Source organism: Nocardia gamkensis NBRC 108242 (genome assembly GCF_001612985.1).
Taxonomy (GTDB): domain Bacteria; phylum Actinomycetota; class Actinomycetes; order Mycobacteriales; family Mycobacteriaceae; genus Nocardia; species Nocardia gamkensis.
This window is the reverse complement of the sequence record NZ_BDBM01000023.1, coordinates 52,884-73,848: the sequence shown is the minus strand read 5'-3', so window position 1 is coordinate 73,848 and position 20,965 is coordinate 52,884. Positions and strand designations below refer to the sequence as shown.

Below are 20,965 nucleotides of genomic sequence, written 5' to 3'. Positions count from 1 at the left end.
CGATCGTTCCATGATCACCGCGGTGCACACCCTGGTCTACGCGGACGATCCCGACGCGGCCCGCGCGTTCTTCCGCGATGTCCTGCGCTGGCCGCACCTCGACGCCCACGACGGCTGGCTGTTGTTCGCTCCCGGCCCGAGTGAACTCGGCGTACATCCCACCGAAGGCACGCCGTGCCACGAGATCTCGCTGATGTGCGACGACCTGGACCGGACGACGGCCGAGCTGGCCGCCCGTGGAGCACGGTTCGAGGGGGAGGTCACCGAGCGGGGTTTCGGCCGGTGCGTGGACCTGTGTATTCCCGGCGCGGGCACGATGCTGCTGTATCAGCCGCGGCACCCGGTCGCCTATCCGCTCGGCCGCACCGACCCTGAGAACCCGTGAACGACTTCGGCTCCCCAGCCGGTAGGCGGGGGAGCCGAAGTCGATGGCGATCAGCCGGTCAGGGCTGTTTGTCGATCCGAATCTGCTCCGTCGGCGCGTCGTCGGCGCCGCGGTTGGCACGCGGTGCGGGGGCGGCCGGAGCCGTGCCGCTCGGACGCTGACCCGGGAAGCCGCCCGCCCGCGCGGGCGCCGGAGCCGAGCCGCCGCGGATGCCGAGCACCACACCGGCGATCAGCGCGATCACACCGAGGACGCCCAGGATGATCGGCATCACCCGGCCGTACAGCGACAGCTTGTCGATGTTCTCCTTGGCCACCGACAGCTGCGACTCGATCGTGTTCTCGTCGAACACGATGTGCGACTTCAGCGCGGTGACCTCCGGCTTGTCCGCGGTGCGCGAGTAGTAGAGGTGCAGCGCCTCGCCGCCCTTGACGACCGTGCCGGTCTTCGGCTCCACCCAGAGGTCACGGGTGTTGGTGTAGTAGCGGGTCATGGTCACCGGGGCGTCGCCGCCCTCCACGCCCCACTTGGCGGCGGGCAGGCTCAGCCGGTTGGTCGGCGCCTGCACGACGTCCCACAGGCTGGTGGCGGGCACCGACATCTGGAAGTGGTAGACCTTGGTGCCGTTGATCTCGGTCTCTTCGAGGAAGTTGGCGTCGAAGGTCTTGCGGACGTTGAGATCGAAGTACGGGTAGGTCTTCTTCTCGGTGCCGATCGGGAACCGGTACTGCAGACCGGTGTGCTGCACCGGCTCGGCGAGGCTCTGGCCCTCGAGGTTCGCGGTCACCGCGATCGAGCCGTTGGGCTCGGTGCCGACCGGCTCACCGGTCACCCGGTCGATGGTCACCCGATCGACGGTCGCGGTGAGCAGGCCGGTGTCGCCCTGCTTGTCGATGCGCCGCAGCGTCTGGCCCGCCTGCACGGTCATCTTCTCGGCGTCGGCCGGGTCCTCGACGGTGAGGAAGCGCTGCGAGACCAGCGGGACATTGGTGTCGACCTTCGCCGCGCCTTCCGGAGCGGTCAGTGACTTGGAGTCGAGCACCAGGCTGTCCTCACCCGGCTGGTTCGTGGCGATCGTGGTGATCTCCAGATCGAGGGGAGTTTTGGCCAGCTTGTCGACGGTGTATGTCGGGATCATGATTGCGGCGACGATCAGCAACGCGCCGAGACCCACGAGCAGGCAGGCCACCGTCCTTCTGGTACCGGCACTCAGTGCCATGCAAACTCTCCTCGTCGTAGAACACAGGTCGCTCCGGCGAGCACTGCGGGCAGGCCGCGGCACTCGTGAGCCCCGACACTAACAGTCCGATGTCGTACCATGCGGCGTCGAGGCCGAAACGGCCGAGAAATCGCCCGAGTCTAGCGCGAAATCTGAAACGCCGGGTTATCAACTGTGGATTCGCCGAGGCAGACTGGAGTCCGATGACAGCGACCCTGCCCACCGCCGCGCCCGCGACCGAACGGGTGCGCCCGCGCGCCTTCGTGCCCGCCTTGGAAGGCATGCGCGGAATGGCCGCGCTCGGCGTGCTGCTGACCCACGTCGCCTTCCAGACCGGCGCCGCGGGCACACCGGTCGTCGGCCGGGTCTGGGGTCGGTTCGACATGGCGGTGGCGGTGTTCTTCGCCCTGTCCGGGTTCCTGCTCTGGCGTCCGCACGCCGCGGCCGCGCGCGGGCTGGACACCGCCCCGCCGGTGGGCTACTACCTGCGACATCGTGCCGCTCGCATCCTGCCCGCGTACTGGGTCGTGGTGTGCGCGGTTCTGGTGCTGCTGCCCAGCGCCGCCGGGACGGCGGGCTTGCGGGTGTGGGTGTCGAACCTGGCGCTGTTGCAGGTATTCGTGCCGCTGACGCTCACCGACGGCCTCACGCAGATGTGGAGCCTCTCGGTGGAGGTCGCCTTCTATCTCGTGCTGCCCGTGCTTGCGTTCGCGCTGGTGCGCCTGCGCGGCCCCGCGGCGCGGCGGCGGGTTCCGGTGCTGCTCGCGCTCGCTCTGCTCAGCCTGAGCTGGAACTTCATTCCGGTGCCGACGCCCGACGCGATCCACGCGGACAACTGGCTGCCCGGTTATCTGCCCTGGTTCGCCGCGGGCATGATCCTCGCCGAGCTCGCCGAACATAGCGTCCGGCTATCACGGTGGTGGAAAGTCGGGGCTAATCAGCCACTGATGTGGACCGTCGCGGTGTGCGCCTTTCTGCTCGCGGCGACCGATCTGGCCGGTCCCGCGGGGCTGAACCGGGCCGAGCCCTGGCAGTACGTGGTGAAGATGGGGCTCGGCGCGATCATCGGATTCGCGCTGCTCGCGCCGCTGGTGCTGCGCGACCCGGCGGCGCGCGCGCACCGCTGGCTGGAGTCGCCGGTGGCCGCGACGCTCGGCCGCTGGTCCTACGGCATCTTCATCTGGCACCTCGCGGTGCTGTCGATCGTGTTCCCGGTCTTCGGCATCCTGCCCTTCCAGGGGGAGTTCGGTTACGTCCTCGTCCTCACGATCGCCGTCACCCTTCCGGTCGCCGCGGCCAGTTACGCGCTCATCGAGGAGCCGGTGCGGCGCTGGGCCCGCCGCCGGGACCGGATGCGGCGCAACCCGGAGCCCGCGCCCGCGCCCTGATCTGCCGCCCGCGCGAAGTCAGCCGTCGAGTTGCCGGTGCATGTCCAGCAGGTGATGGCGCAGCTCGTGCAGGGTGTGCACGGCGAGCCAGCGCAGGGAACGATCCGCGGGTTCGGGATAGGGGAAGCCCAGGGTCCGCTCCCAGTCGTCGTCGCCGAGTCGCTCCAGCACGTTCGCGAACAGGAGGGCGGCGTCGCGGATCTGGCGAGCAACGTCCGCGGGGTTCTGTTCGGCGTATCCGTCGTGCTCGACGCGCTCGTCCCGGCCCATCGCGGTAGCGGGCGGGTTGTCCGAACGACGCGCGGCCAGCACGCGCTCGCGCTGGGCGAGCAGTACGTCCCGCACGTGGCAGGCGTACTCCAGCGGTGACCACACGTCCGGCTTGCCCCGCCGGCGTAACTTGCCGATGTCGGCGCCGAGCAGATCGGCGTATTCCACTGCGTGCTCCCGCGCCAGCGACGGCACATCGGCCGCCGAAGCCAAGTCGTAGACGAAACCGCATTCGGCACAGGTGTTCACGCGTGGTCACGTTAGCAACGAGTGCGCTTGCGGCGCACGGCGAATGCGCGCCTCGTCGAGCGGAACGCCTCGCGTGCGCGCTGACCGGGGCGGTCGGGTTGTCGATCGGTGTGGACCGTCAGTCCCCGACCGTCGGGGGATGCGGCTCGTCCGCCCCGCTCGCACCGGCCCGATCGGCGTGCTTCGGCCGGGGCAGCGCCGCGATCCCCACCGCGATGATCGCGAGCAATGCGGGCAGCTGCACCAGCACGGAGCCGCCCATATAACCGTCCTGCGAGCGCCACGGACCCGTGGACAGTGCGGCGGCGGAGAGCATGGTGCCCGCGCCCGCTACGACGACGAGCGCACGCGGGGTGACGTACCGCGTGAAACGGGTTGCGGCCAAGGCGATCACCGTGGCGGCAGCACCCACCGGGCCCGCGATCACGGTGGCCGCACCGGTGAGCCCTACCGCGCCCATCCAGCGTCTGCCCCAGGTACCGCGAGCATCGGCGCTCGCATCCGGCTGCTCGGCGGGCACCTCCGATTCCGCTCTGCCCGCCTCGGCCCGGGTGGTGCCCGGCCGCGCGCGGCGGGGGAAGGCCAGGACCGCGAGCGGCAGGAGCAGCAGCAGGCCGCCGAAGATGCCGAGGCGGTACCACCGGTCGTCCGGGAAAGCGATCGTCACCGGGCCGGTGGCATCGGCTGGCAGCAGCCAGGCCTGCTGCCAGCCGTCCACCACCACCGGTTCGAGCACATGTCCGTCCGCGCTGGTCGCGCGCCATCCGACGTTGGTGCTCAGCGGCAGCACGAGCAGTCGAGTGCCCGCGTCCACCGCGGGTGCCGGGGCGGTTTCCGTCCCGCTTCGGTGCAAACGCAGCCGATCCACGAAGAACAGGTCGGTCGGCCCGACCGCCACGTCGGCCCGGCCCTGCGGCAGCGCGATCTCGCCCGGTGCCCCGGCCTCCGGCTCGCCCGCGTCGTCGGTGCACACCCGGGCGGGAACGGGTGCGCCGGAGCGCAATTCGCCGACGGTGGCGGTGACCGACGTGCGCAGCGTCCGACCGCCCGCATCGATCGTCGGCCCCAGCGCGCACGGCACGGTGATCTCGCGGTCCAATGCGGCGGCCGGGGGGTAGTCCGGTCCCAGCACCGCCACCTCCGCCAGTCCGGGCGGCTGGGTCTGGACGAACCCGAGCGCGGTCCGGTCCAGCACCGGCCGCCAGGTTCGCATGCTGAGTTCGATGCGGTCGGTCACGGTGGGATGCAGGGAGATTCGGATGGGTGTGCCCGAGCCGTCGTCCTCGAGTTCACGCACCTGCGGGCCGTCCCCGAGATTCACCGTCACCGAGGTGGGCGTCGCGGGCAGGCCCCCGAGCGAGGGGGTCAGCTCGAGGCCGGTCACCAGCGTGGGCTCGGGCAGCTCGAGGGTGAGCGTCGGCCTGCCGCCGGTCGGCTCGCGCACCGAGGCCTCGGGCGCGGTCCAGCTCGTGCGCGGATCGCCGTCGGTCGCGGCGAACGCGGCCCCGCGCAAGTCGCCGACGTCGGCCTTGCCCCTGGCCACCGGCCGGGCGTGGTCGGTGAGCAGCGCTTCCAAGGCCGGGCCCTGCCTGGTGCGGACGGTCAGTTCCGGTGCGACCGACATCGGTTCCGGGACGGTCAGGGTGCGCTGGAACGTGCCGGGTTCCTCCGGGGCCAAAGCGAGACCTTTGCTGCAACGCACCCGGTCGGGCGCATCGAAACACGCGCTGCGGCCGGGAAATTCCTGACCGAGGTCCCAGCCGCGCAGTCGCGCGCCCGCTGGAGCGGACGGAACCACGGTCCGATGCCTGATGTCGACGCGGACCGGCGCGTTACGCACCGAATAGTCGTCCAGCGCGAGTTCGCTGATGCCGAATTGCCCACCACCCGAGCCGCCTTCGGTCCGAATGGCGGTGATCGTCAGCCACTCCGTGCGGCCGGCGGGAAGCGAAACCGAGACCGGCGCCCCGGGTTCGGGCACCCGGACGGAGACGGTGCCGTTCGCGGTGCGCACCTCGATCCATTTGACCGGGTCGCCGATGGCGGCCGAACTGGTGGTCAGTTTCAGCTGCCCGGTCTGGATCGGATGGTCGAGATCGAGTCGCAGCCACTGTCCGAGCGCGCGTTCGATGCCGTTGCTGATCCACGCGGTGGCCGGATCGCCGTCGACGACGGCCGCGGTGGAGCTTCCCGGCGCCGCGCCGCCGAGCTGCGTGGCGTCCGCGGCCGAACTGGACGCGGTGATGGTGGCGCCGGACCATTCGCCGCGCACCAGTTCCGCGCCGGGTACCGGATAGTCGGGCACCAGGTTGTGCGTGCGGCGCGCGTCGTCGGGGGCGCGCAACGCCGAGTTGTGGTTGTCCACCCGGCCGAAATCGGCTTCGCGATCCATCGGCGTATCGGTGACCGTCACGGGGCCGATCGGCAACCCGGCCCCGATCGCGTCGGCGGCGAGCAAGCCGGGCGTCCGGGCGGCGGCAGGGTCGCGGCGCATCCGCTCGAACACTTCGGGTCCGCCCTGGATCACCGGAACATCGCCCAACGGGACGGTATACGCGCCGGGGAACGCCTCCGGCGCACCGGTACCGCCGCGCACCTCGGCGGGCGTGCCCAGCGCCGGCGCGTCGACCCGGTAGATCTCGACCGCCGGATACGGCGGGCGCAGGTCGCCATCGGCCACCAAGCCGTCGGCGAGCACCACCGATTCGATCGGGTTGCCGAACTCGGCCACCTTGCGCAGACCGGGCGACTCGTCGAGCGCCTGGTGGGCGAGCATCGGCCGAGTCGATCGGGAGGTCTCCGGGTCGAGATCGTTGCGCAGGACGACGACGCCGATGCCCTGAGCGCTCAGCGTCGCGGCCAAGCCCGCCGAGGGCCTGCCGTCGGCGATGAGCCGCTGCACCGAATCCATCGCGCGGATGGTGCCGGGCGGGTTCAGCGGCACCGCGTCGCGGATCGCCCACGGCGTCCGGGCCAGCGCTTGCAGCGGTTCGTCGCGCGTGAGTCCCCAGATTTGGCTACCGAAGGGGGCGCCGGGCACGACCAGGGCACGGGTGTCGGAGGCATTGTTCGCGAGCCAGTCCGCGGTCTGCTGCCAATACGCGGGGACCCGGTCGTAGGCGCCGCGCGGCGCGAGCTTGCCGGTCCAGGCCAGTGAGCTGGACAGGGCGAGCGCGGTGAGGATCAGCGCCGCCACCGCGACCGCGCGGTCCCGCTCCGGGTGCGCGAACGCGCCGCGCCAAACCCGGAAAGGTACGGAGGCGGGCAGCGGAACCCGGGCGAGCAACTGCGCCAGCCCGAGCACGAGCGGGATGCGGATCAGCGGCTCCAGCTTGTGCACGTTGCGCAGCGGAGCGCCCCCGGAGTCGAGGAAGACGCGTACCGACTCGGCGAACGGGCCGCTCAGCTCACCGACGAATCCGGCGCAGATGCCGACCAGCCCGACACACAGGATCAGGACGAGCCTGCCCCGGTACGGCATGGATCGCAGGGCCAGGCCGGCCATGCCCGCCGCCGCGACCAGCCCGGTCGCGAGCACCGCCGCGGGCTGGGTCACCAATACCGCGCCCGCGATACGTTCCGGCGAGACGAACGGGGTCCAGCTGTCGGTGCCGCGCAGCACCTCGCCCAGCGAGGCCCACTGCGTCGTCACCCCCGACGACTCGATGTAGTCCAGGAACGGCGGACTCACCTTGCCCAGCAGCAGCAGCGGAACCGCCCACCAGAACGTGGCCAGCACCAGCAGCGGAATCCACGCCGCGGTGAAACGCCACCAACGGCGATCCGGCCGAGGGGAGCCGCGTCGCGCCGGGGCGAGCGCAGGCGAGGCAGCCGCCCACCACAGCAGCGCGGGCAGGAAGGCGGCCACCGTCGCGACCGCGTTGACCGAGCCCATCAGGGCGAGCGCCAGCGCACTGCCCGCGGGCGACTCCGCTCCGCCCCGCCGCCGGGCGCGCCCGGCGACGCCGAGCGCGGCGGGTGCGAGCAGTACCCACGGCGCCAACATCATCGGCAGCGTCTCCGAGGAGATCGACCCGACGGTGGTCAGGACCCGAGGCGACAGCGCGAACGCGAGCGCGGCGACGACCCGCGACCCGCGCGTCCCGATGCCGAGCGCCTCGCACAGGCGCACGATTCCCCAGAAACCGGCGAGCAGCAGCAGCGCCCACCAGACCCGCTGCGTCACCCAGGCGGGCACGCCCAGCAGATGACCGAGCGAGAAGAACGCGCCGTGTGGGAAGAAGTATCCGTAGGCCTGGTTCTGCACCTGGCCCATCGGCGCCTGGCTACTCCACAGATGTGCGGCGCGCGCGAGAAAGCCGAGCGGATTCTGCGCCAGGTCGTACTTCGTGTCGGCGACCGTGAGTCCCGGCGCCTGTACGAAGGTCAGCAGGAACGCCGCGAGGACGGTCGCGGCGAACCAACGTCTGCCCAGCGGCGCGGTGCTGTGCTGCCCCGGCGCCGCGGAAGATCCGAACGAATTCGCGGTTGAAGCGGAGGTCAGCGGGTCAGCGGCTGCCGTACTCAACGTTGTTCAGCAGCGAGGAGTCCTTGTCGCCGCTACGGTCGATTTCCGGGCGCGAGTTCTGCTGCACCGCGAGGGTGATGAGGAAGACACTGAGCACGCCCAGCACGGCGCCCGCGACAGCACTCGCAACACCCGGGACAGCAAACTTCATCGCGGCACTCCAATACGTCGATGCAGGCACGTTCCCGGCCAACCTAGCAGGACGTCCGGTATTTGTATGCGTTCAGGCCGGGGAATCTCCGGTGAGCACGCGTCGGCCGGCCCTGTAGACCACGCGCCGGACCACTCCGAAGCGGGTGCGTCAGTGGGTGGGAAGAGCGCAGTGCAGCGTGCCGAGCAGGGTGCGCAGTTTGGCGGTGGTCTCGTCGAGTTCCGTCTGCGGCTCGGAGGCCGCGACGATGCCGCCGCCCGCGTACGCCCGCACCGTACGACCGTCGGCCGAGAGTTCCGCGCAGCGGATGGCGACCACCCAGGCGCCGTCGCCGTCCGCGGCACACCAGCCGACGGCGCCGCCGTAGAAACCGCGGTCGTCCTCGATGTGCGTGATGGCGTCCAGCGCCAGATCGGTGGGAGTGCCGCAGACCGCCGGCGTGGGGTGCAGCAGCAACGCCAGGTCCAGCGCGGTGATCGTGGTGTCGCGCAGGCGCCCGGTGATCGGAGTCGCCAGATGCCACACCTCGGGGGTGCTGACCAGCTCCGGGCTCTCCGGAATCGACAGCTCGGCGCAGACCGGTCCGAGCCGCTCCCGGATCCAGTCGATCACGAACGCGTGCTCGTCGCGATTCTTGGTGCTGGCCAGCAGTTCTCGGGCCTGCGCGGCATCGGCGCCGTGATCGAGCAGCCGTGGCGCGGTGCCGGCCAGCGGGCGCAAGGTCACCAGGTCGCCTTGCCGGGCGATCAGCACTTCGGGCGTCGCGCCCACCAGCGTCGCGCCGGGGCGTCCGGCGGGAGTGAGATCGACCGCGAAGACGTTCGCGTGCGGGTGCCTGGTCAGCAGGTGCCCCGCGACGACCTCCGGGTCGAGCGCGGACTGTGCCTCGGCCAGCACCGAACGCGCCGCGACCACCTTGCGCAACGGTTGCCCGGGATCGTTGAGCTGCTCGACCAATTTGGTCACCCGCGCCACATGCTCCGCCCGGCTCGGTATCTCGGTCACCACGCGTACCGCGGGCAGGTCGGGCAGCGCGGCGGGCCGCCACGGACCCGCGGTGCGCACGGCGCGCTCCGGCACGCTCAGCGCCGCGGGCTCGCGTGGATCGAAGGGCAGCGCACCGACCACCAGCCGCGCCCGGCCGTCCCGCAGCGCGGCCCGCGCTCGTCGCGCGTCCTCGAAGAAGACCCGGCTCCCATGACCCCGAACAACCCCGTCGGCCCGAGCAAGCAGGAACCCATCCATGACCCCAACCTAGCCCCGTCGCCGCGCCCCATCGCGGTGGAGCGATCCAGATCTCACGCCGGACGCGGGTCAGGAATTCTTGCCGGGCGGTACGAGCAGGACCGGGCGATGGCAATGCCTGAGGACGGCGTCGGCGACACTGCTGTGCAGCAGCGCGCGGATCCCGGTGGCGCCCCGGGTGCCCGCGACGATGATGTCGACGTCCAGTTCGTCGGCGCAATCGACGATGGCGTTCCAGATGGTGGTGGTGCATTCCGCGGTGCGCGCCTCGGCGTTCAGGCCCGCCATTTCGGCCAGCCGCACACCCTCGTCATTGGTGGCGCGCGCGTCGACGTAGGCGATGTCCTCGATCTCGTCGTCCGGCACCCATTCCGGTTGCATGACACCCGACAGCCCGGACAGGCGAGCGGCTTGACGCACCATGGGCTCCCAGGCGGTCAGCACGACGGCGCGGTTCGCGCTGAGGAATCGTCCGGCGTATTCGACGGCCCGCTTGGCGTTCTCGGAGCCGTCGTAGGCGATGAGCATCAGATCGCAGGGCACGATGACCTCCTGAGGGAGACACACGGCGACACCTCGAGATTACCCCGCGCAGGCCCGGGTGAACCGGCTTGTCAAGTGGTGTGACCTGCGTAAATGTCGGCCCCTCATGGTCACGTCGATGAGCCTCGGACTTCTCTTTTGCCGCTCGGAACTACTGGCCCGGTGACCTGGGCTGCGCTGCGTCGGACTCGACTGTGCGGCCGGGAAACCACCGGCCGGGCGAGCCTGTGCCCGCCGCGTCCGACTCGGCTGTGCCGCTGGAAACCACTGGGCGAGCGGGCCGCGTCGCCGGGTACGACAACCGACCGTGATCCGCGCGAAGTCATCCGGGCGAGTTGTCGGCATGCGACGGCGGGTGTGGGCAGGCCCGGCGAATGGCGACCGCCGAAATCACGATGCGGACAAGGCGGTGACCCATCGGTCCGGTATGGCCGAGTGCGAGACAACGATTCGGTACCGGTGCGTGTGTTACCCGTCGGGTAGCGACGTAGCGACTGCGGTCGCGCACGTCACCACGAGTACGGTTGACCTCTATGCGGAAGACGCCTCTGCTCGTCCTCACCGTTCTCGCCGCCGTCGCGACTGCCTGCTCGAACGGCGGCTCCACCGAGTCGGCGTCATCGAGCACCACCACGCCCGAAGCGACCACCGCGGCGATTCCCGTCACCAGCGCGGCGCCGCCGGACTGCAACGCCGGGTATCTCGCACAGTTCACCACCCGCGCGAAACTCGCGCAGTTGCTGACGGTCGGCGTCACCGGCGCCGACGACGCCACGAACGTGGTGCGCGACGAGCAGATCGGCGGCATCTTCGTGGGCGGATGGACCGACCAGGCGCTGCTCTCCTCCGGCCAGATCACCCAGGTGAAGCAAGCCGCCAAGGTGCCGCTGATGGTGACCATCGACGAGGAAGGCGGCCGAGTCTCGCGGGTGCGCGACCTGATCGGCGCGGCTCCGTCGGCGCGGGAAACGGCGCAGACCATGACCCCCGAGCAGTTCTACGACGCGACGGTGACCAGAGGCCGCGCGCTGAAGGACCTCGGCGTGACGGTGGACTTCGCACCCGACGTCGACGTCAGTTCCCAGCCGGACGACTCGGTCATCGGCGACCGCTCCTTCTCCGACGATCCGAACGTCGTCACCCGCTACGCGGACGCCTACATCCGCGCGATGCGCGAGGTCGGCGTCGGCACCGTGATGAAGCACTTCCCCGGTCACGGCTCCGGATCCGGCGACTCGCACACCGGCGCGGTGCGCACCCCACCGCTGGACCAGATGCAGCAGGTGGACCTGATGCCGTTCCGCAACCTGATCGGCTCGGGCGCGGCCGTGATGGTCGGCCACCTGGACGTGCCCGGTCTGACCACCCCGGATGTCCCGGCCAGTATCAGCCCGGAGGCGATGCGGTTGCTGCGCGACGGCAGCGGCTACGGCGCCGCGCCGTTCCAGGGCCCGATCTTCACCGACGACCTCGGCGGCATGGCCGCGATCACCAGCCGGATGTCGATCGAGGACGCCGTGGAAGCCGCGCTGGTCGCCGGTGCGGACAGCGCCCTGTGGATCACCACCGACGCGGTGCCGCAGGTGCTCGACCGGCTGGAGCAGGCGGTGTCGAGCGGACGGCTGCCGATGGCGCGGGTGGACGCGTCGGTGTTGCGTGTGGCCGCGTTCAAGGGTGCGTTGCCGCGCTGCTGAGGCGCGCCGCACGGCCGAGTCGGGCGACCGGTGAGCAAATCGGACCGCCGGAACTTACCTTGGAGTAATATATGAGATTCACCTGTGGTAGGAGTGTGGATGGCGGGCGGTACGAAGCGGCTTCCGCGGGCGGTACGCGAGCAGCAGATGCTCGACGCCGCCGTGGAGGTCTTCTCGCGTAAAGGCTTCCACGACACATCGATGGACGCGATCGCCGCCGAGGCGAAGATCTCCAAACCGATGCTGTATCTGTACTACGGCTCCAAGGACGAACTGTTCCGCGCCTGCATCCAGCGGGAGGGGTTGCGCTTCATCGAATCCGTCGCGCCCGCGGGCAACCCGCTGCTCACCCCCCACGAGCAGGTGCGCACCGCGCTGGAGGGTTTCCTCGGCTTCGTCGACCGCAACCGGCGCTCCTGGCAGGTGCTCTACCGGCAGGCCATCGGCCAGCAGGCATTCGCCTCGGAGATCGAGAACGCGCGTGAACGCGTCATCGAGCTGACCGCCAAACTGCTGGAATCCAGCGCCAAGCACGCCGAGCCCGGGACGAACTTCGACGTCGTCGCGGTCGCCGTGATCGGCGCGGGCGAGGCCATCGCCGACCGGTTGGCCAGCGGCCGGATCGAGGTCGCCGAGGCCGTCGACCTACTCGACGATCTGGCCTGGCGCGGTCTGGCCGGCCGGAAGAAAACCGAGTAGCCCGCCTTTTGCCCGTTTCGGTTGCTTCGGCGCCGCCCTCCTGCCACAGTGCGTGAGTTCGCAAAACAGCGGGCCGGCTCACGCGATCGAGCCGGGGAGAAACGGGGCGGAAGTGTTCGGGTTGCTCAGGCCGTGTGCGCACGGCGCTCAGAAGTATGGAATCGATGCGGCCGAGTGGCAGGCGCATCTGTGCGGTCTGTGTCTCGGGCTGCGGGACGGGCACGGTCAATTCGCCCGCGCCACCACCAACAAAGACGCGCTGGTGCTGAGCATGCTCACCGAGGCGCAGTCCGGTTCCGCGGCACGCACCACCGCGGCGCCGTGTCCGCTGCGCGGGATGCGCCGGGCGTCGGTGGTCACCGCCGACTCTCCCGGCGTCCAGCTCGCCACCACAGCGTCACTGCTGCTGGCATCGGCCAAGATTCGCGATCACGTGGACGACGGTGACGTCTCCGCGATCGCCCGCAGGCCGCTGGCGAAAGCCGCGACGCGATGGAACCGGGAGGCGCGCGCGGGCGCGGCGCGGATCGGCCTGGACGTCGAGCCGCTCGTCGCGGCGCTCGACGCGCAGGTGCGCTTGGAGCAGGAGGCGAAAGAGCTGGTCGCCGTGGGTGGTTCGGGCGCGGGATCGGTGCCGGAATCGCTTGCCGCTTCGCCGCACTGGCGCTCGGCGATGGCGCCGTCGGCCGATCCGCTGGATCGCTTGACCGCGCCGGCCCAGCTGTGCGCGTCGGCGTTCTTCGCGCATACCGCCGTGCTGGCCGATCGTTCGGACAACATCGACGCGTTGCGGGAGGCGGGCTGGCAGTTCGGGCGGATCGCGCACCTGGCCGACGCCGTCGCCGACTACGACGACGACGCCACCCATGACCGCTTCAACCCCCTCGCGGCCACCGGCACCACCGTGCCCGAGGCTTACGAACTGCTCCGGCAATCGAATTCGAGCCTGCGCGCCGCCGTCGCGGCGGCCGAGCTCAGCCGGGTGCCCACCGTCCGCTGGATGCTGCTCGACCCGCTGACCGCGGTGCTGCGCCGGCTCGGCGGCGGGCTCGGCGCACTCGCCGCCCACACGTGCGCGGTGTCGCCCGACGCCGAGGTCCGCGCACACGCCCGCGGAAGAAGTGGCCACCGTCCGCCGACTCGTCGCCCGGGTATCGGCGAATCCCTCACGCTAATCCTGGGCGCCTACTGCACCGGCTACGCGTGCTGCGCCGATCACACGCAACCGTGCACCGGTGAACGCAAGGACGCGTGGATCAAGAACTGCGATTGCGGCGATTGCGGCGAGTGTGACTGCGGCTGCTGCGATTGCGGGGATTGCAACTGCTGCGACTGCGGATGCGACTGCTGATCGGTGCCCGACGGACGCGCGGCGGCAGGCAGGCCGATGTCACCGGAAAGCGCGAAGCCGCATTCCGATTCACGCGAATCGGAATGCGGCTCCGGCTTGTTCAGCGCAGGGTCGCCGTCAGATGCGGGTATCCCTTCTTCGGATGGCGCAGCGCCAGGTCCCAACCGCCTTCGGCCTGATCGGCATACAGGTTGACGGTGGAGGGCAGCAGAATCGGCTTACCGAACTTGACCGAGTACGTGGTCTGCTCCGGAATGCGGCCCTCGACCGCGCCGAGCACGGTCGCCGCCGACCACATGCCATGAGCGATCGACCGGGGGAAGCCGAACGCCTTGGCGCCCAACGCAGAGGTGTGGATCGGGTTGTGGTCACCGGACGCGGCCGCGTACCGGGTGATCGTCTTCTGATCCACCCGCAGCGTGCGCAGCGGAGGCGGCGGAACCTCGTCCGGCTTCGGCTCTTGCTTCGGACCGCCCGACAACGAGGTGCGCTGCTGGTGCAGGAACGTGGTGACCTGGTGCCACACCAGCTCGCGACCCACCTTCACATCGCTGATCGCGTCCACGAGCAGGCCCTTCGGGTGCTCGCGCAGGTTCTCGATGTGCGTGCGGATGTCCAGTGGCTCGCTCACCGAGATGTCCCGGGTCCGCTCGATGACGTTCTGCGCGTGCACCGCGCCCACCGCGACGAACGGGAAGTCGCGTGCCACCACCAGCTGCATGGCGAGCGGGAAGGTGAGGATGAACGGATAGGTCAGCGGCAGCGCGTCGCCGAACCGCAAACCGGTCGCGCGGCAGTAGGCGGCCAGGTGATCGGGGTCCACCCGCAGCCCGTCGAGCTGAACCGCCCGGTCCGGCAGCGCCGGCTTGCGCGCCGACAGCAGCGGCACCGCGCCGAGCGCCGCCTTGACGAACAGGCGGCTGTTCTTCGGCGGTTCGGTGAGGCTGATCACCTGGGTCTTCTCCTTGCCTGCCGGAGCCTGGGTCATCATGCTCCGATCAGGCTCTGCCCGCAGACCCGGACGACGTTGCCGGTCACCGCGTTCGACGCCGGGCTCGCGAAGTAGGCGATGGTCTCGGCGACGTCGACGGTCTGGCCGCCCTGCAGCAGCGAGCTCATCAGTCGTCCCGCTTCCCGGGTGGCCAACGGGATGGCGGCGGTCATCGCGGTCTCGATGAAACCGGGCGCGACGGCGTTGATGGTGATGTTCTTCTCCGCCAGCTTCGGCGCCTCGGCGTTCACCATGCCGATGACACCCGCCTTGGAGGCGCCGTAGTTGGTCTGGCCGCGGTTGCCCGCGATGCCCGCGATCGAGGACACGTCGATCACGCGGCCGCCCTCCTTCAGCGCGCCCCTGGCCACCAGGCCCTCGGTGATCCGGTGCGGCGCGGCGAGATTCACGTTGATGACCGAGTTCCAGCGGCCCTCGTCCATGTTCGCCAGCAGCTTGTCCCTGGTGATGCCCGCGTTGTGCACGATGATGTCGATGCCGCCGAACCGCTCGGTGGCGAATTCGGCCAGCTTCTCCGCCGCGTCGGGCGCGGTCACGTCGAGCGCGAGCGCGGTGCCGCCCACCTTGTTCGCGGTCTGCGACAGCGCCTCGCCCGCGGCCGGGATGTCGGCCACGATCACCTGGGCCCCATCGCGGGCGAACACCTCGGCGATGGTCGCGCCGATGCCGCGCGCCGCACCGGTCACCACGGCGACCTTGCCGGCCAGCGGGCGGTCCCAATCGGCGGGTGCGCTCGCGTCGTCCTTGCCGACCCGGATGACCTGGCCGTCGACGAACGCCGACTTCGCCGAGAGCAGGAAGCGCAGGGTCGATTCCAGGCCGGTCGCCGCGGCGGACGCCTCGGGGTGCAGGTAGACCAGCTGAGCGGTCGAGCCGCGCAGCAATTCCTTGGCCACCGAGCGGGTGAAGCCCTCCAGCGCGCGCTGCGCGATCTGCTCGTCCACGCCGCCCGCCAGTTCGGGCGTGGTGCCGATGACCACGATGCGCCCGGACGCGGTGAGGCTGCGCAGGGCGGGCTGGAAGAACTCGAACAGCTGGGAGAGGTCCTCGATGGAACCGATGCCGGTGGCGTCGAACACCAGGGCGCCGTACTTGGTGCCCTGGGTCAGCGCGTCGGCGAAGTCGTAGTCCGACAGCAGGGCTCGCACCGGCTCGGCGACCCGGCCCTTACCGCCGATCAGCACCGGGCCCGACAGCGGCGGCTCGCCCTCGGCGTAGCGGCGCAGTGTCTCCGGCTTCGGAAGGCCGAGCTTGCTGGCCAGGAACGCGCCAGGTGCGGAGTGTACGAACGATCCATAGAGGTTGGGAGCACCCTTGCTCTTGCTGGCTGCCACTATTCCTACCTTTTCTGAGTTCTGTCTCTCGGGTCTGGGGTCGCCCCGGCATGGTTTGCTGCGCCACTTTTGCGGGGGTACGTATCGACATTAAACTTACTCCAGAGTAAGTTTAATGTAAACAACCGCGACGGGGCGCCGAGCAGTGCGGAATGTCCGCGCTCGACCGGGCCGCCGGGACATCCATCCACGAGACCTTGGAGACTCGAGTGACTAGCAAAGCCCGTTCGGCGAAGAGCACCGCCAAGACCGGTAAGACCACCCGTCCGGTCGCGATCGTGGGTGGCAACCGGATTCCGTTCGCTCGCTCCGACAAGGCGTACGCCCGCGCCTCCAACCAGGACATGTTCACCGCCGCGCTGGACGGGCTGGTCAGCCGTTTCGGCCTGCAGGGCGAGCGGCTCGGCATGGTCGTCGGCGGCGCCGTGCTGAAGCGGGTCGGCGAGCACGGCCTGATCCGGGAGAGCGTGCTCGGCAGCAAGCTGAGCCCGTACACCCCGGCGCACGACCTGCAACTGGCCTGCGGCACCGGACTCCAGGCGATCGTCACCGTCGGTGACGCGATCGCCGCGGGCCGGATCGAAGCCGGTGTCGGCGGCGGCACCGACACCACCTCCGACGCTCCGATCGGGGTGAGCGAGGGCATGCGCGAGTGGATGCTCGACGCCAACCGCGCCAAGACCGGCAAGGACCGCCTCAAGCTGGTCGGCCAGCTGCGCCCGAGCATGCTCGGCATCGAGATCCCGCGCAACGCCGAGCCGCGCACCGGCTTGTCCATGGGTGAGCACGCCGCTATCACCGCCAAGGAGTTCGGTGTCCCGCGCGAGGCGCAGGACGAGCTGGCCTACCTGTCGCACAAGAACATGGCGGCGGCCTACGACCGCGGTTTCTTCGACGACCTGATCACGCCGTTCCTCGGCCTCACCAGGGACGACAACCTGCGCCCGAACTCCTCGATCGAGAAGCTGGCGACGCTGAAGCCGGTCTTCGGCGTCAAGGCGGGCGACGCGACCATGACCGCTGGCAACTCCACCCCGCTGACCGACGGCGCCTCCGCGGTGCTGCTGTCCAGCGAGGAGTGGGCCGCCGAGCACAAGCTGCCCGTGCTGGCCCACCTGGTCGACAGCGAGGTCGCCGCGGTCGACTACATCCACGGCCCCGACGGCCTGCTGATGGCGCCGACCTACGCGGTGCCGCGCCTGCTCGCCCGCAACGGCCTGACCCTGCAGGACTTCGACTACTACGAGATCCACGAGGCGTTCGCCTCGGTGGTGCTGGCCACCCTGGCCGCGTGGGAGTCCGACGCCTACTGCAAGGAGCGCCTCGGCCTCGACGGCGCGCTCGGGTCGATCGATCGCAGCAAGCTCAACGTCAACGGCTCGTCGCTGGCCGCGGGTCACCCCTTCGCCGCGACCGGCGGCCGTATCGTCGCCTCCACCGCGAAAATGCTGGCCGAGAAGGGCTCCGGCCGCGCGCTGATCTCCATCTGCGCCGCGGGCGGCCAGGGCGTGGTCGCCATCCTGGAGCGCTGACCGCGGGCGTAGGCGCACACTACGAAGGTGGTCCGATCGGATTTCCGGCCGGACCACCTTCGCGTTTCGCCTACTCGCCGGGCAGTTCGAGATGCCCGCCGAAGGCTTTGCGCATCGCCGAGAGCACTTTGTCCGCGTACAGCGCTTCTCCCCGCGAAGAGAATCGCGCGAACAAGGCGGACGACAGCACGGGCACGGGCACGCCGGTGTCGATGGCGGCATCGATCGTCCAGCGGCCCTCGCCGGAATCGGACACCCGGCCGCTGTAGGAATCCAGGTTCGGGTCCGCGTGCAGTGCGGCGGCGGTGAGATCGAGCAACCAGGACGCGACCACCGACCCGCGCCGCCACACCTCGGTGATCTCCGGCACGTCGAGGTCGTACTGGTAGTACTCGGGATGCTCCAGCGGCGTCTCCTCCGCGGAGAACTCGCCCGAGTGCTCGGCCCCGTAGTTGGCTCGCCGCAGCACGTTCAATCCTTCGGCGTAGGCGGCCATCGCCCCGTACTCGATGCCGTTGTGCACCATCTTCACGAAGTGACCCGCCCCCACCGGCCCGCAGTGCAGGTAACCGAGTTCGGCGGTGGACGGTTCGCCGGTGCGTCCCGGTGTCCGCTCCGCAGCCCCGACGCCCGGCGCGATGGATTTCAGCAGCGGGTCCAGGTGCTTCACCGGCTCGGACTCGCCGCCGATCATCAGGCAGAAGCCGCGGGTGCGGCCGAACACCCCACCCGAGGTGCCGATGTCCACGTAGTGGATGCCCTTGGGCCGCAGCTTCGCGGCGCGCTCGAGGTCCTCGTGGTAGCGGCTGTTGCCGCCGTCGATGACGATGTCGCCCGGCTCGAGCAGTTCGGCGACCTGTTCGATCACCGCCCCGGTGGCGCCGGCCGGGATCATCACCCAGACCACGCGCGGGGTCTCCAGCATGCCCACGAACTCGGTGAGATCGGTGCTGCCCCGGAAGCCGTCACCGAGCTCCGCGCGCAGTTCGTCGATGTGGGCGGAGCGCCGTTCGTATCCGACCGCGGTGTGCCCGTCCTCGACGACACGGCGCACGATGTTCGCGCCCATCCGGCCGAGGCCGATCATTCCCAGCTGCATGCCATCCATCTCCCTTGCGTATGCGAAGTGTTGCGGCGGGATCGTCCTGTTCGATTCTCCCGCGTGGGATCGATCACGGTCGGGCTCGCGGGTGTAACGCCGCCCGCGACGGTCCGATAAACAGGTCGGCTCCGCGCAGTTGCCAGACCCCCGACCCGGCAACTGCGCGGTGCCTCTTTGTGTGGTGTACCCGGTTCTTTGCGCGGGATGTGCGCTATGTCCGTGCTGTGCCGATCGCCCTCGGCAGGACCACTATCGTGATGGGGACTCGCATCGGTGCGGGTCCACAATTCAATCGAACGGGGAGGACGGTTCGTGACGAGCCAGCCGAGCACCGGAGGACGCGGCCCACATCCTGGTGGCGAAGTCGGATGGCGCCAGCTCCTCGGGGCGGAGCGACCTCCGGAATCGGACCGGTCGGTCGCATGGAGCGGCGACGCGCAGCCCACGCAGCCCCTGCAAACTACCCCGCGCCGGCCCGCGCCCCCGGCACCCCGCCGTGCGTCCGCGCGTCGTCCGATCTCCACCCCGCCGCCGAAGCGCTTGGACAGCGCGCTCGTGCGCCGGGTGGGTATCGCGGTGGGCGCCGTATTGGCGGTCGCGGGGCTCGGCTACGTGGTCGACCTGATGCTTTCCTCGGGCGAGGTACCGCGCGGCACCGTCGTCGCGGGTGTCGACGTGGGCGGCATGGACACCTCCGCCGCCGACGCCCGCTTGCGCGCCGAACTCGACCCGAGGGCGGCCAGGGAGCTGCCGCTGCGCATCGGCGACGTGCAGACCCGCATCGTGCCGAGCGCCGCCGGACTGGCCGTCGACTGGGACGCCACCTGGTCGCGGATCGGCTCGCAGCCGCTCAACCCGTTCACCCGGCTCGCCTCCGTCTTCACCACGCGCGAGGTGTCGATCGTCAGCGCGATCGACGAACCGGCGCTGGATCGTCAGCTCACCGAGTTGCGGGTGCACGACCGGGCCTCGGTCGACGGCACCATCACCTTCGACAAGGCCGTACCCGTCGCGGTGCCTCCTGTCCCGGGTCGGGTCCTCGACATCGCCGCCGCGCGTACGGAATTGGCCGACCGGTGGATCACCGGGACTACGGTGGACCTGCCGGTTGTCCCCGCGCCGTTGCAGGTGCGTCCGGAAGCGGTGGACAAAGCCCTGCGCGAGATCGCTCAGCCCGCTGTGCGGACGCCGATCGCGTTCGCGGGTAAAGGTGGTGCGGGGCGGCTCGATCCCCAGCAGATCGCGTCCGTCCTGGCCTTCGGGCCGGACGGGCAGGGCGGTCTCGCCGTCTCGGTGAATCAGGACGCCGCGATCGGTCTGCTCGCGCCGCAGCTGGTCACCACCGAAGTCGAGCCGAAGGACGCGACGTTCGCGGTGTCGGGCGGCAAGCCGTCGGTCGTACCCGCCGTGGTCGGAGACAAGATCAACTGGCCGAAGACCTTCGAACAGTTCACCGCGCTGCTGACCGCACCGGGCGAGCGGACCGCGCAGGTGGTCTACGAGCGGATCGAACCGAAACTGACCACCGAGGCCGCGCAGGGCCTCGGCGTGATCGAGACCGTCGGATCGTTCACCACCAGCGGGTTCAGCGGTCCCTCCGGCGTCAATATCCGCACCGTGGCCAGGAAGGTCGACGGCGCGATCGTGAAGCCGGGAGACACGTTCTCGCTCAACGATTTCACCGGCCCGCGCGGTACCGCCGAGGGATATGTCGAATCCGGCATCATCGACCACGGCCGTCCGAGCACCGCGGTCGGCGGCGGCATCAGCCAGTTCGCCACCACGCTCTACAACGCGGCGTATTTCGCCGGTCTCGAGGACGCGGGCCACACCGAGCACAGCTACTACATCTCCCGTTACCCCGCCGCCCGCGAAGCCACCGTCTTCGACGGCGCGATCGACCTGAAATTCCGCAACAACACCCAAACCGGCATCTACATCGAGACGTTCGCGACCGACTCCGACATCACCGTCCGCCTGTGGGGGACCAAGACGGTCGACGTCGAATCCATCACGGGTGAGAAGACCAAGCCGACCGAACCCACCACCGTCACCTTGCCGAAAGGCAAGGACTGCATCGCCACCGAGGGCGCTCCCGGCTTCACGATCTCCGACACCCGCGTCATCACCGATCGCAAAACCGGCCGCGAAGTATCCCGCAAGACCCGCACGGTGAAGTACGACCCTGTTCCGGTCGTCAAGTGCGAGTGAGGGATCAGACCGGAACGCACGGCGGAAACAGCCCGCCACACTCGAAGGAGGG

16 protein-coding genes are annotated in these 20,965 nt (G+C 70.1%); 7 read left to right on the top strand and 9 right to left on the bottom strand.

Annotation, left to right across the window (positions count from 1 at the left end; all coding sequences use genetic code 11):
• Positions 1–10 precede the first annotated feature (10 nt).
• Positions 11–385, top strand: coding sequence for a VOC family protein (locus tag NG1_RS20130; protein WP_062973030.1), 375 nt, complete (start codon positions 11–13; stop codon positions 383–385).
• 58 nt (positions 386–443) lie between these two features.
• On the opposite strand, the gene pgfA is transcribed toward NG1_RS20130, so the two are convergent.
• Positions 444–1,604, bottom strand: coding sequence for a cell envelope lipid trafficking protein PgfA (gene pgfA / locus NG1_RS20125; RefSeq protein WP_062973029.1), 1,161 nt, complete (start codon positions 1,602–1,604; stop codon positions 444–446).
• Between the two features lie 203 nt (positions 1,605–1,807).
• Here pgfA and NG1_RS20120 point away from each other — a divergent pair, with 203 nt between their 5' ends.
• Positions 1,808–2,992: an acyltransferase family protein gene (locus tag NG1_RS20120; protein WP_062973027.1), complete on the top strand. Its 1,185-nt coding sequence runs from the start codon at positions 1,808–1,810 to the stop codon at positions 2,990–2,992.
• Positions 2,993–3,010: 18 nt separating this feature from the next.
• On the opposite strand, the gene NG1_RS20115 is transcribed toward NG1_RS20120, so the two are convergent.
• From NG1_RS20115 to NG1_RS20100, 5 genes are all read right to left on the bottom strand, one after another.
• Complete coding sequence (locus tag NG1_RS20115; protein ID WP_174315367.1) at positions 3,011–3,511, bottom strand: DinB family protein; 501 nt, start codon at positions 3,509–3,511, stop codon at positions 3,011–3,013.
• 118 nt (positions 3,512–3,629) lie between these two features.
• Positions 3,630–8,039 (bottom strand): alpha-(1->3)-arabinofuranosyltransferase, encoded by a 4,410-nt coding sequence (locus NG1_RS20110; RefSeq protein WP_084499050.1) that lies wholly within the window; start codon positions 8,037–8,039, stop codon positions 3,630–3,632.
• The gene (locus tag NG1_RS35800) at positions 8,020–8,190 is read right to left on the bottom strand and encodes a DUF2613 domain-containing protein (protein ID WP_083864100.1); all 171 of its coding nucleotides are present in this window, start codon (positions 8,188–8,190) and stop codon (positions 8,020–8,022) included. The genes NG1_RS20110 and NG1_RS35800 overlap by 20 nt, the downstream gene beginning before the upstream one ends.
• A gap of 150 nt (positions 8,191–8,340) precedes the next feature.
• Entirely contained in the window at positions 8,341–9,435 is a 1,095-nt protein-coding gene (locus tag NG1_RS20105; RefSeq protein WP_062973025.1) for an isochorismate synthase, read from the bottom strand.
• A gap of 69 nt (positions 9,436–9,504) precedes the next feature.
• A complete protein-coding gene (locus NG1_RS20100) occupies positions 9,505–9,978 on the bottom strand; it encodes a universal stress protein (RefSeq protein ID WP_062973022.1) in 474 nt (157 codons plus the stop codon).
• Between the two features lie 533 nt (positions 9,979–10,511).
• On the opposite strand from NG1_RS20100, the gene NG1_RS20095 reads away from it, so the two are divergent.
• The 3 genes from NG1_RS20095 to NG1_RS20085 all read left to right on the top strand — a co-directional run bounded on the left by NG1_RS20095 (position 10,512) and on the right by NG1_RS20085 (position 13,722).
• On the top strand, positions 10,512–11,672 hold the full coding sequence (locus NG1_RS20095) for a glycoside hydrolase family 3 N-terminal domain-containing protein (RefSeq protein WP_062973020.1): 1,161 nt from the start codon (positions 10,512–10,514) through the stop codon (positions 11,670–11,672).
• A gap of 99 nt (positions 11,673–11,771) precedes the next feature.
• Positions 11,772–12,371 (top strand): TetR/AcrR family transcriptional regulator, encoded by a 600-nt coding sequence (locus NG1_RS20090; RefSeq protein WP_040870930.1) that lies wholly within the window; start codon positions 11,772–11,774, stop codon positions 12,369–12,371.
• A 112-nt stretch (positions 12,372–12,483) separates the two neighbouring features.
• Positions 12,484–13,722: a DUF5685 family protein gene (locus tag NG1_RS20085; protein WP_062973018.1), complete on the top strand. Its 1,239-nt coding sequence runs from the start codon at positions 12,484–12,486 to the stop codon at positions 13,720–13,722.
• 100 nt (positions 13,723–13,822) lie between these two features.
• Here NG1_RS20085 and NG1_RS20080 read toward each other — a convergent pair whose 3' ends face one another.
• Both NG1_RS20080 and NG1_RS20075 read right to left on the bottom strand, forming a co-directional pair.
• Positions 13,823–14,713, bottom strand: a complete 891-nt coding sequence (locus NG1_RS20080) for a MaoC family dehydratase (RefSeq protein ID WP_245549141.1) — start codon at positions 14,711–14,713, stop codon at positions 13,823–13,825.
• The gene (locus tag NG1_RS20075) at positions 14,710–16,068 is read right to left on the bottom strand and encodes a 3-oxoacyl-ACP reductase (RefSeq protein WP_062973016.1); all 1,359 of its coding nucleotides are present in this window, start codon (positions 16,066–16,068) and stop codon (positions 14,710–14,712) included. The genes NG1_RS20080 and NG1_RS20075 overlap by 4 nt, the downstream gene beginning before the upstream one ends.
• Positions 16,069–16,277: 209 nt before the next feature.
• Between NG1_RS20075 and NG1_RS20070 the strand changes: the two genes are divergently transcribed.
• On the top strand, positions 16,278–17,600 hold the full coding sequence (locus NG1_RS20070; RefSeq protein WP_040870928.1) for an acetyl-CoA C-acetyltransferase: 1,323 nt from the start codon (positions 16,278–16,280) through the stop codon (positions 17,598–17,600).
• Between the two features lie 70 nt (positions 17,601–17,670).
• On the opposite strand, the gene gnd is transcribed toward NG1_RS20070, so the two are convergent.
• Positions 17,671–18,699, bottom strand: coding sequence for a phosphogluconate dehydrogenase (NAD(+)-dependent, decarboxylating) (gnd, locus tag NG1_RS20065; protein WP_062973131.1), 1,029 nt, complete (start codon positions 18,697–18,699; stop codon positions 17,671–17,673).
• A 579-nt stretch (positions 18,700–19,278) separates the two neighbouring features.
• On the opposite strand from gnd, the gene NG1_RS20060 reads away from it, so the two are divergent.
• Positions 19,279–20,913, top strand: coding sequence for a VanW family protein (locus NG1_RS20060; RefSeq protein ID WP_245659966.1), 1,635 nt, complete (start codon positions 19,279–19,281; stop codon positions 20,911–20,913).
• Positions 20,914–20,965: the final 52 nt, after the last annotated feature.

Bases quoted from the DNA above. Each gene is read 5' to 3' on its own strand.
- NG1_RS20130 (WP_062973030.1), top strand. From the start codon at position 11: ATGATCACCGCGGTGCACACCCTGGTCTACGCGGACGATCCCGACGCG.
- pgfA (WP_062973029.1), bottom strand. From the start codon at position 1,604: ATGGCACTGAGTGCCGGTACCAGAAGGACGGTGGCCTGCCTGCTCGTG.
- NG1_RS20120 (WP_062973027.1), top strand. From the start codon at position 1,808: ATGACAGCGACCCTGCCCACCGCCGCGCCCGCGACCGAACGGGTGCGC.
- NG1_RS35800 (WP_083864100.1), bottom strand. From the start codon at position 8,190: ATGAAGTTTGCTGTCCCGGGTGTTGCGAGTGCTGTCGCGGGCGCCGTG.
- NG1_RS20105 (WP_062973025.1), bottom strand. From the start codon at position 9,435: ATGGATGGGTTCCTGCTTGCTCGGGCCGACGGGGTTGTTCGGGGTCAT.
- NG1_RS20095 (WP_062973020.1), top strand. From the start codon at position 10,512: ATGCGGAAGACGCCTCTGCTCGTCCTCACCGTTCTCGCCGCCGTCGCG.
- NG1_RS20090 (WP_040870930.1), top strand. From the start codon at position 11,772: ATGGCGGGCGGTACGAAGCGGCTTCCGCGGGCGGTACGCGAGCAGCAG.
- NG1_RS20080 (WP_245549141.1), bottom strand. From the start codon at position 14,713: ATGATGACCCAGGCTCCGGCAGGCAAGGAGAAGACCCAGGTGATCAGC.
- gnd (WP_062973131.1), bottom strand. From the start codon at position 18,699: ATGCAGCTGGGAATGATCGGCCTCGGCCGGATGGGCGCGAACATCGTG.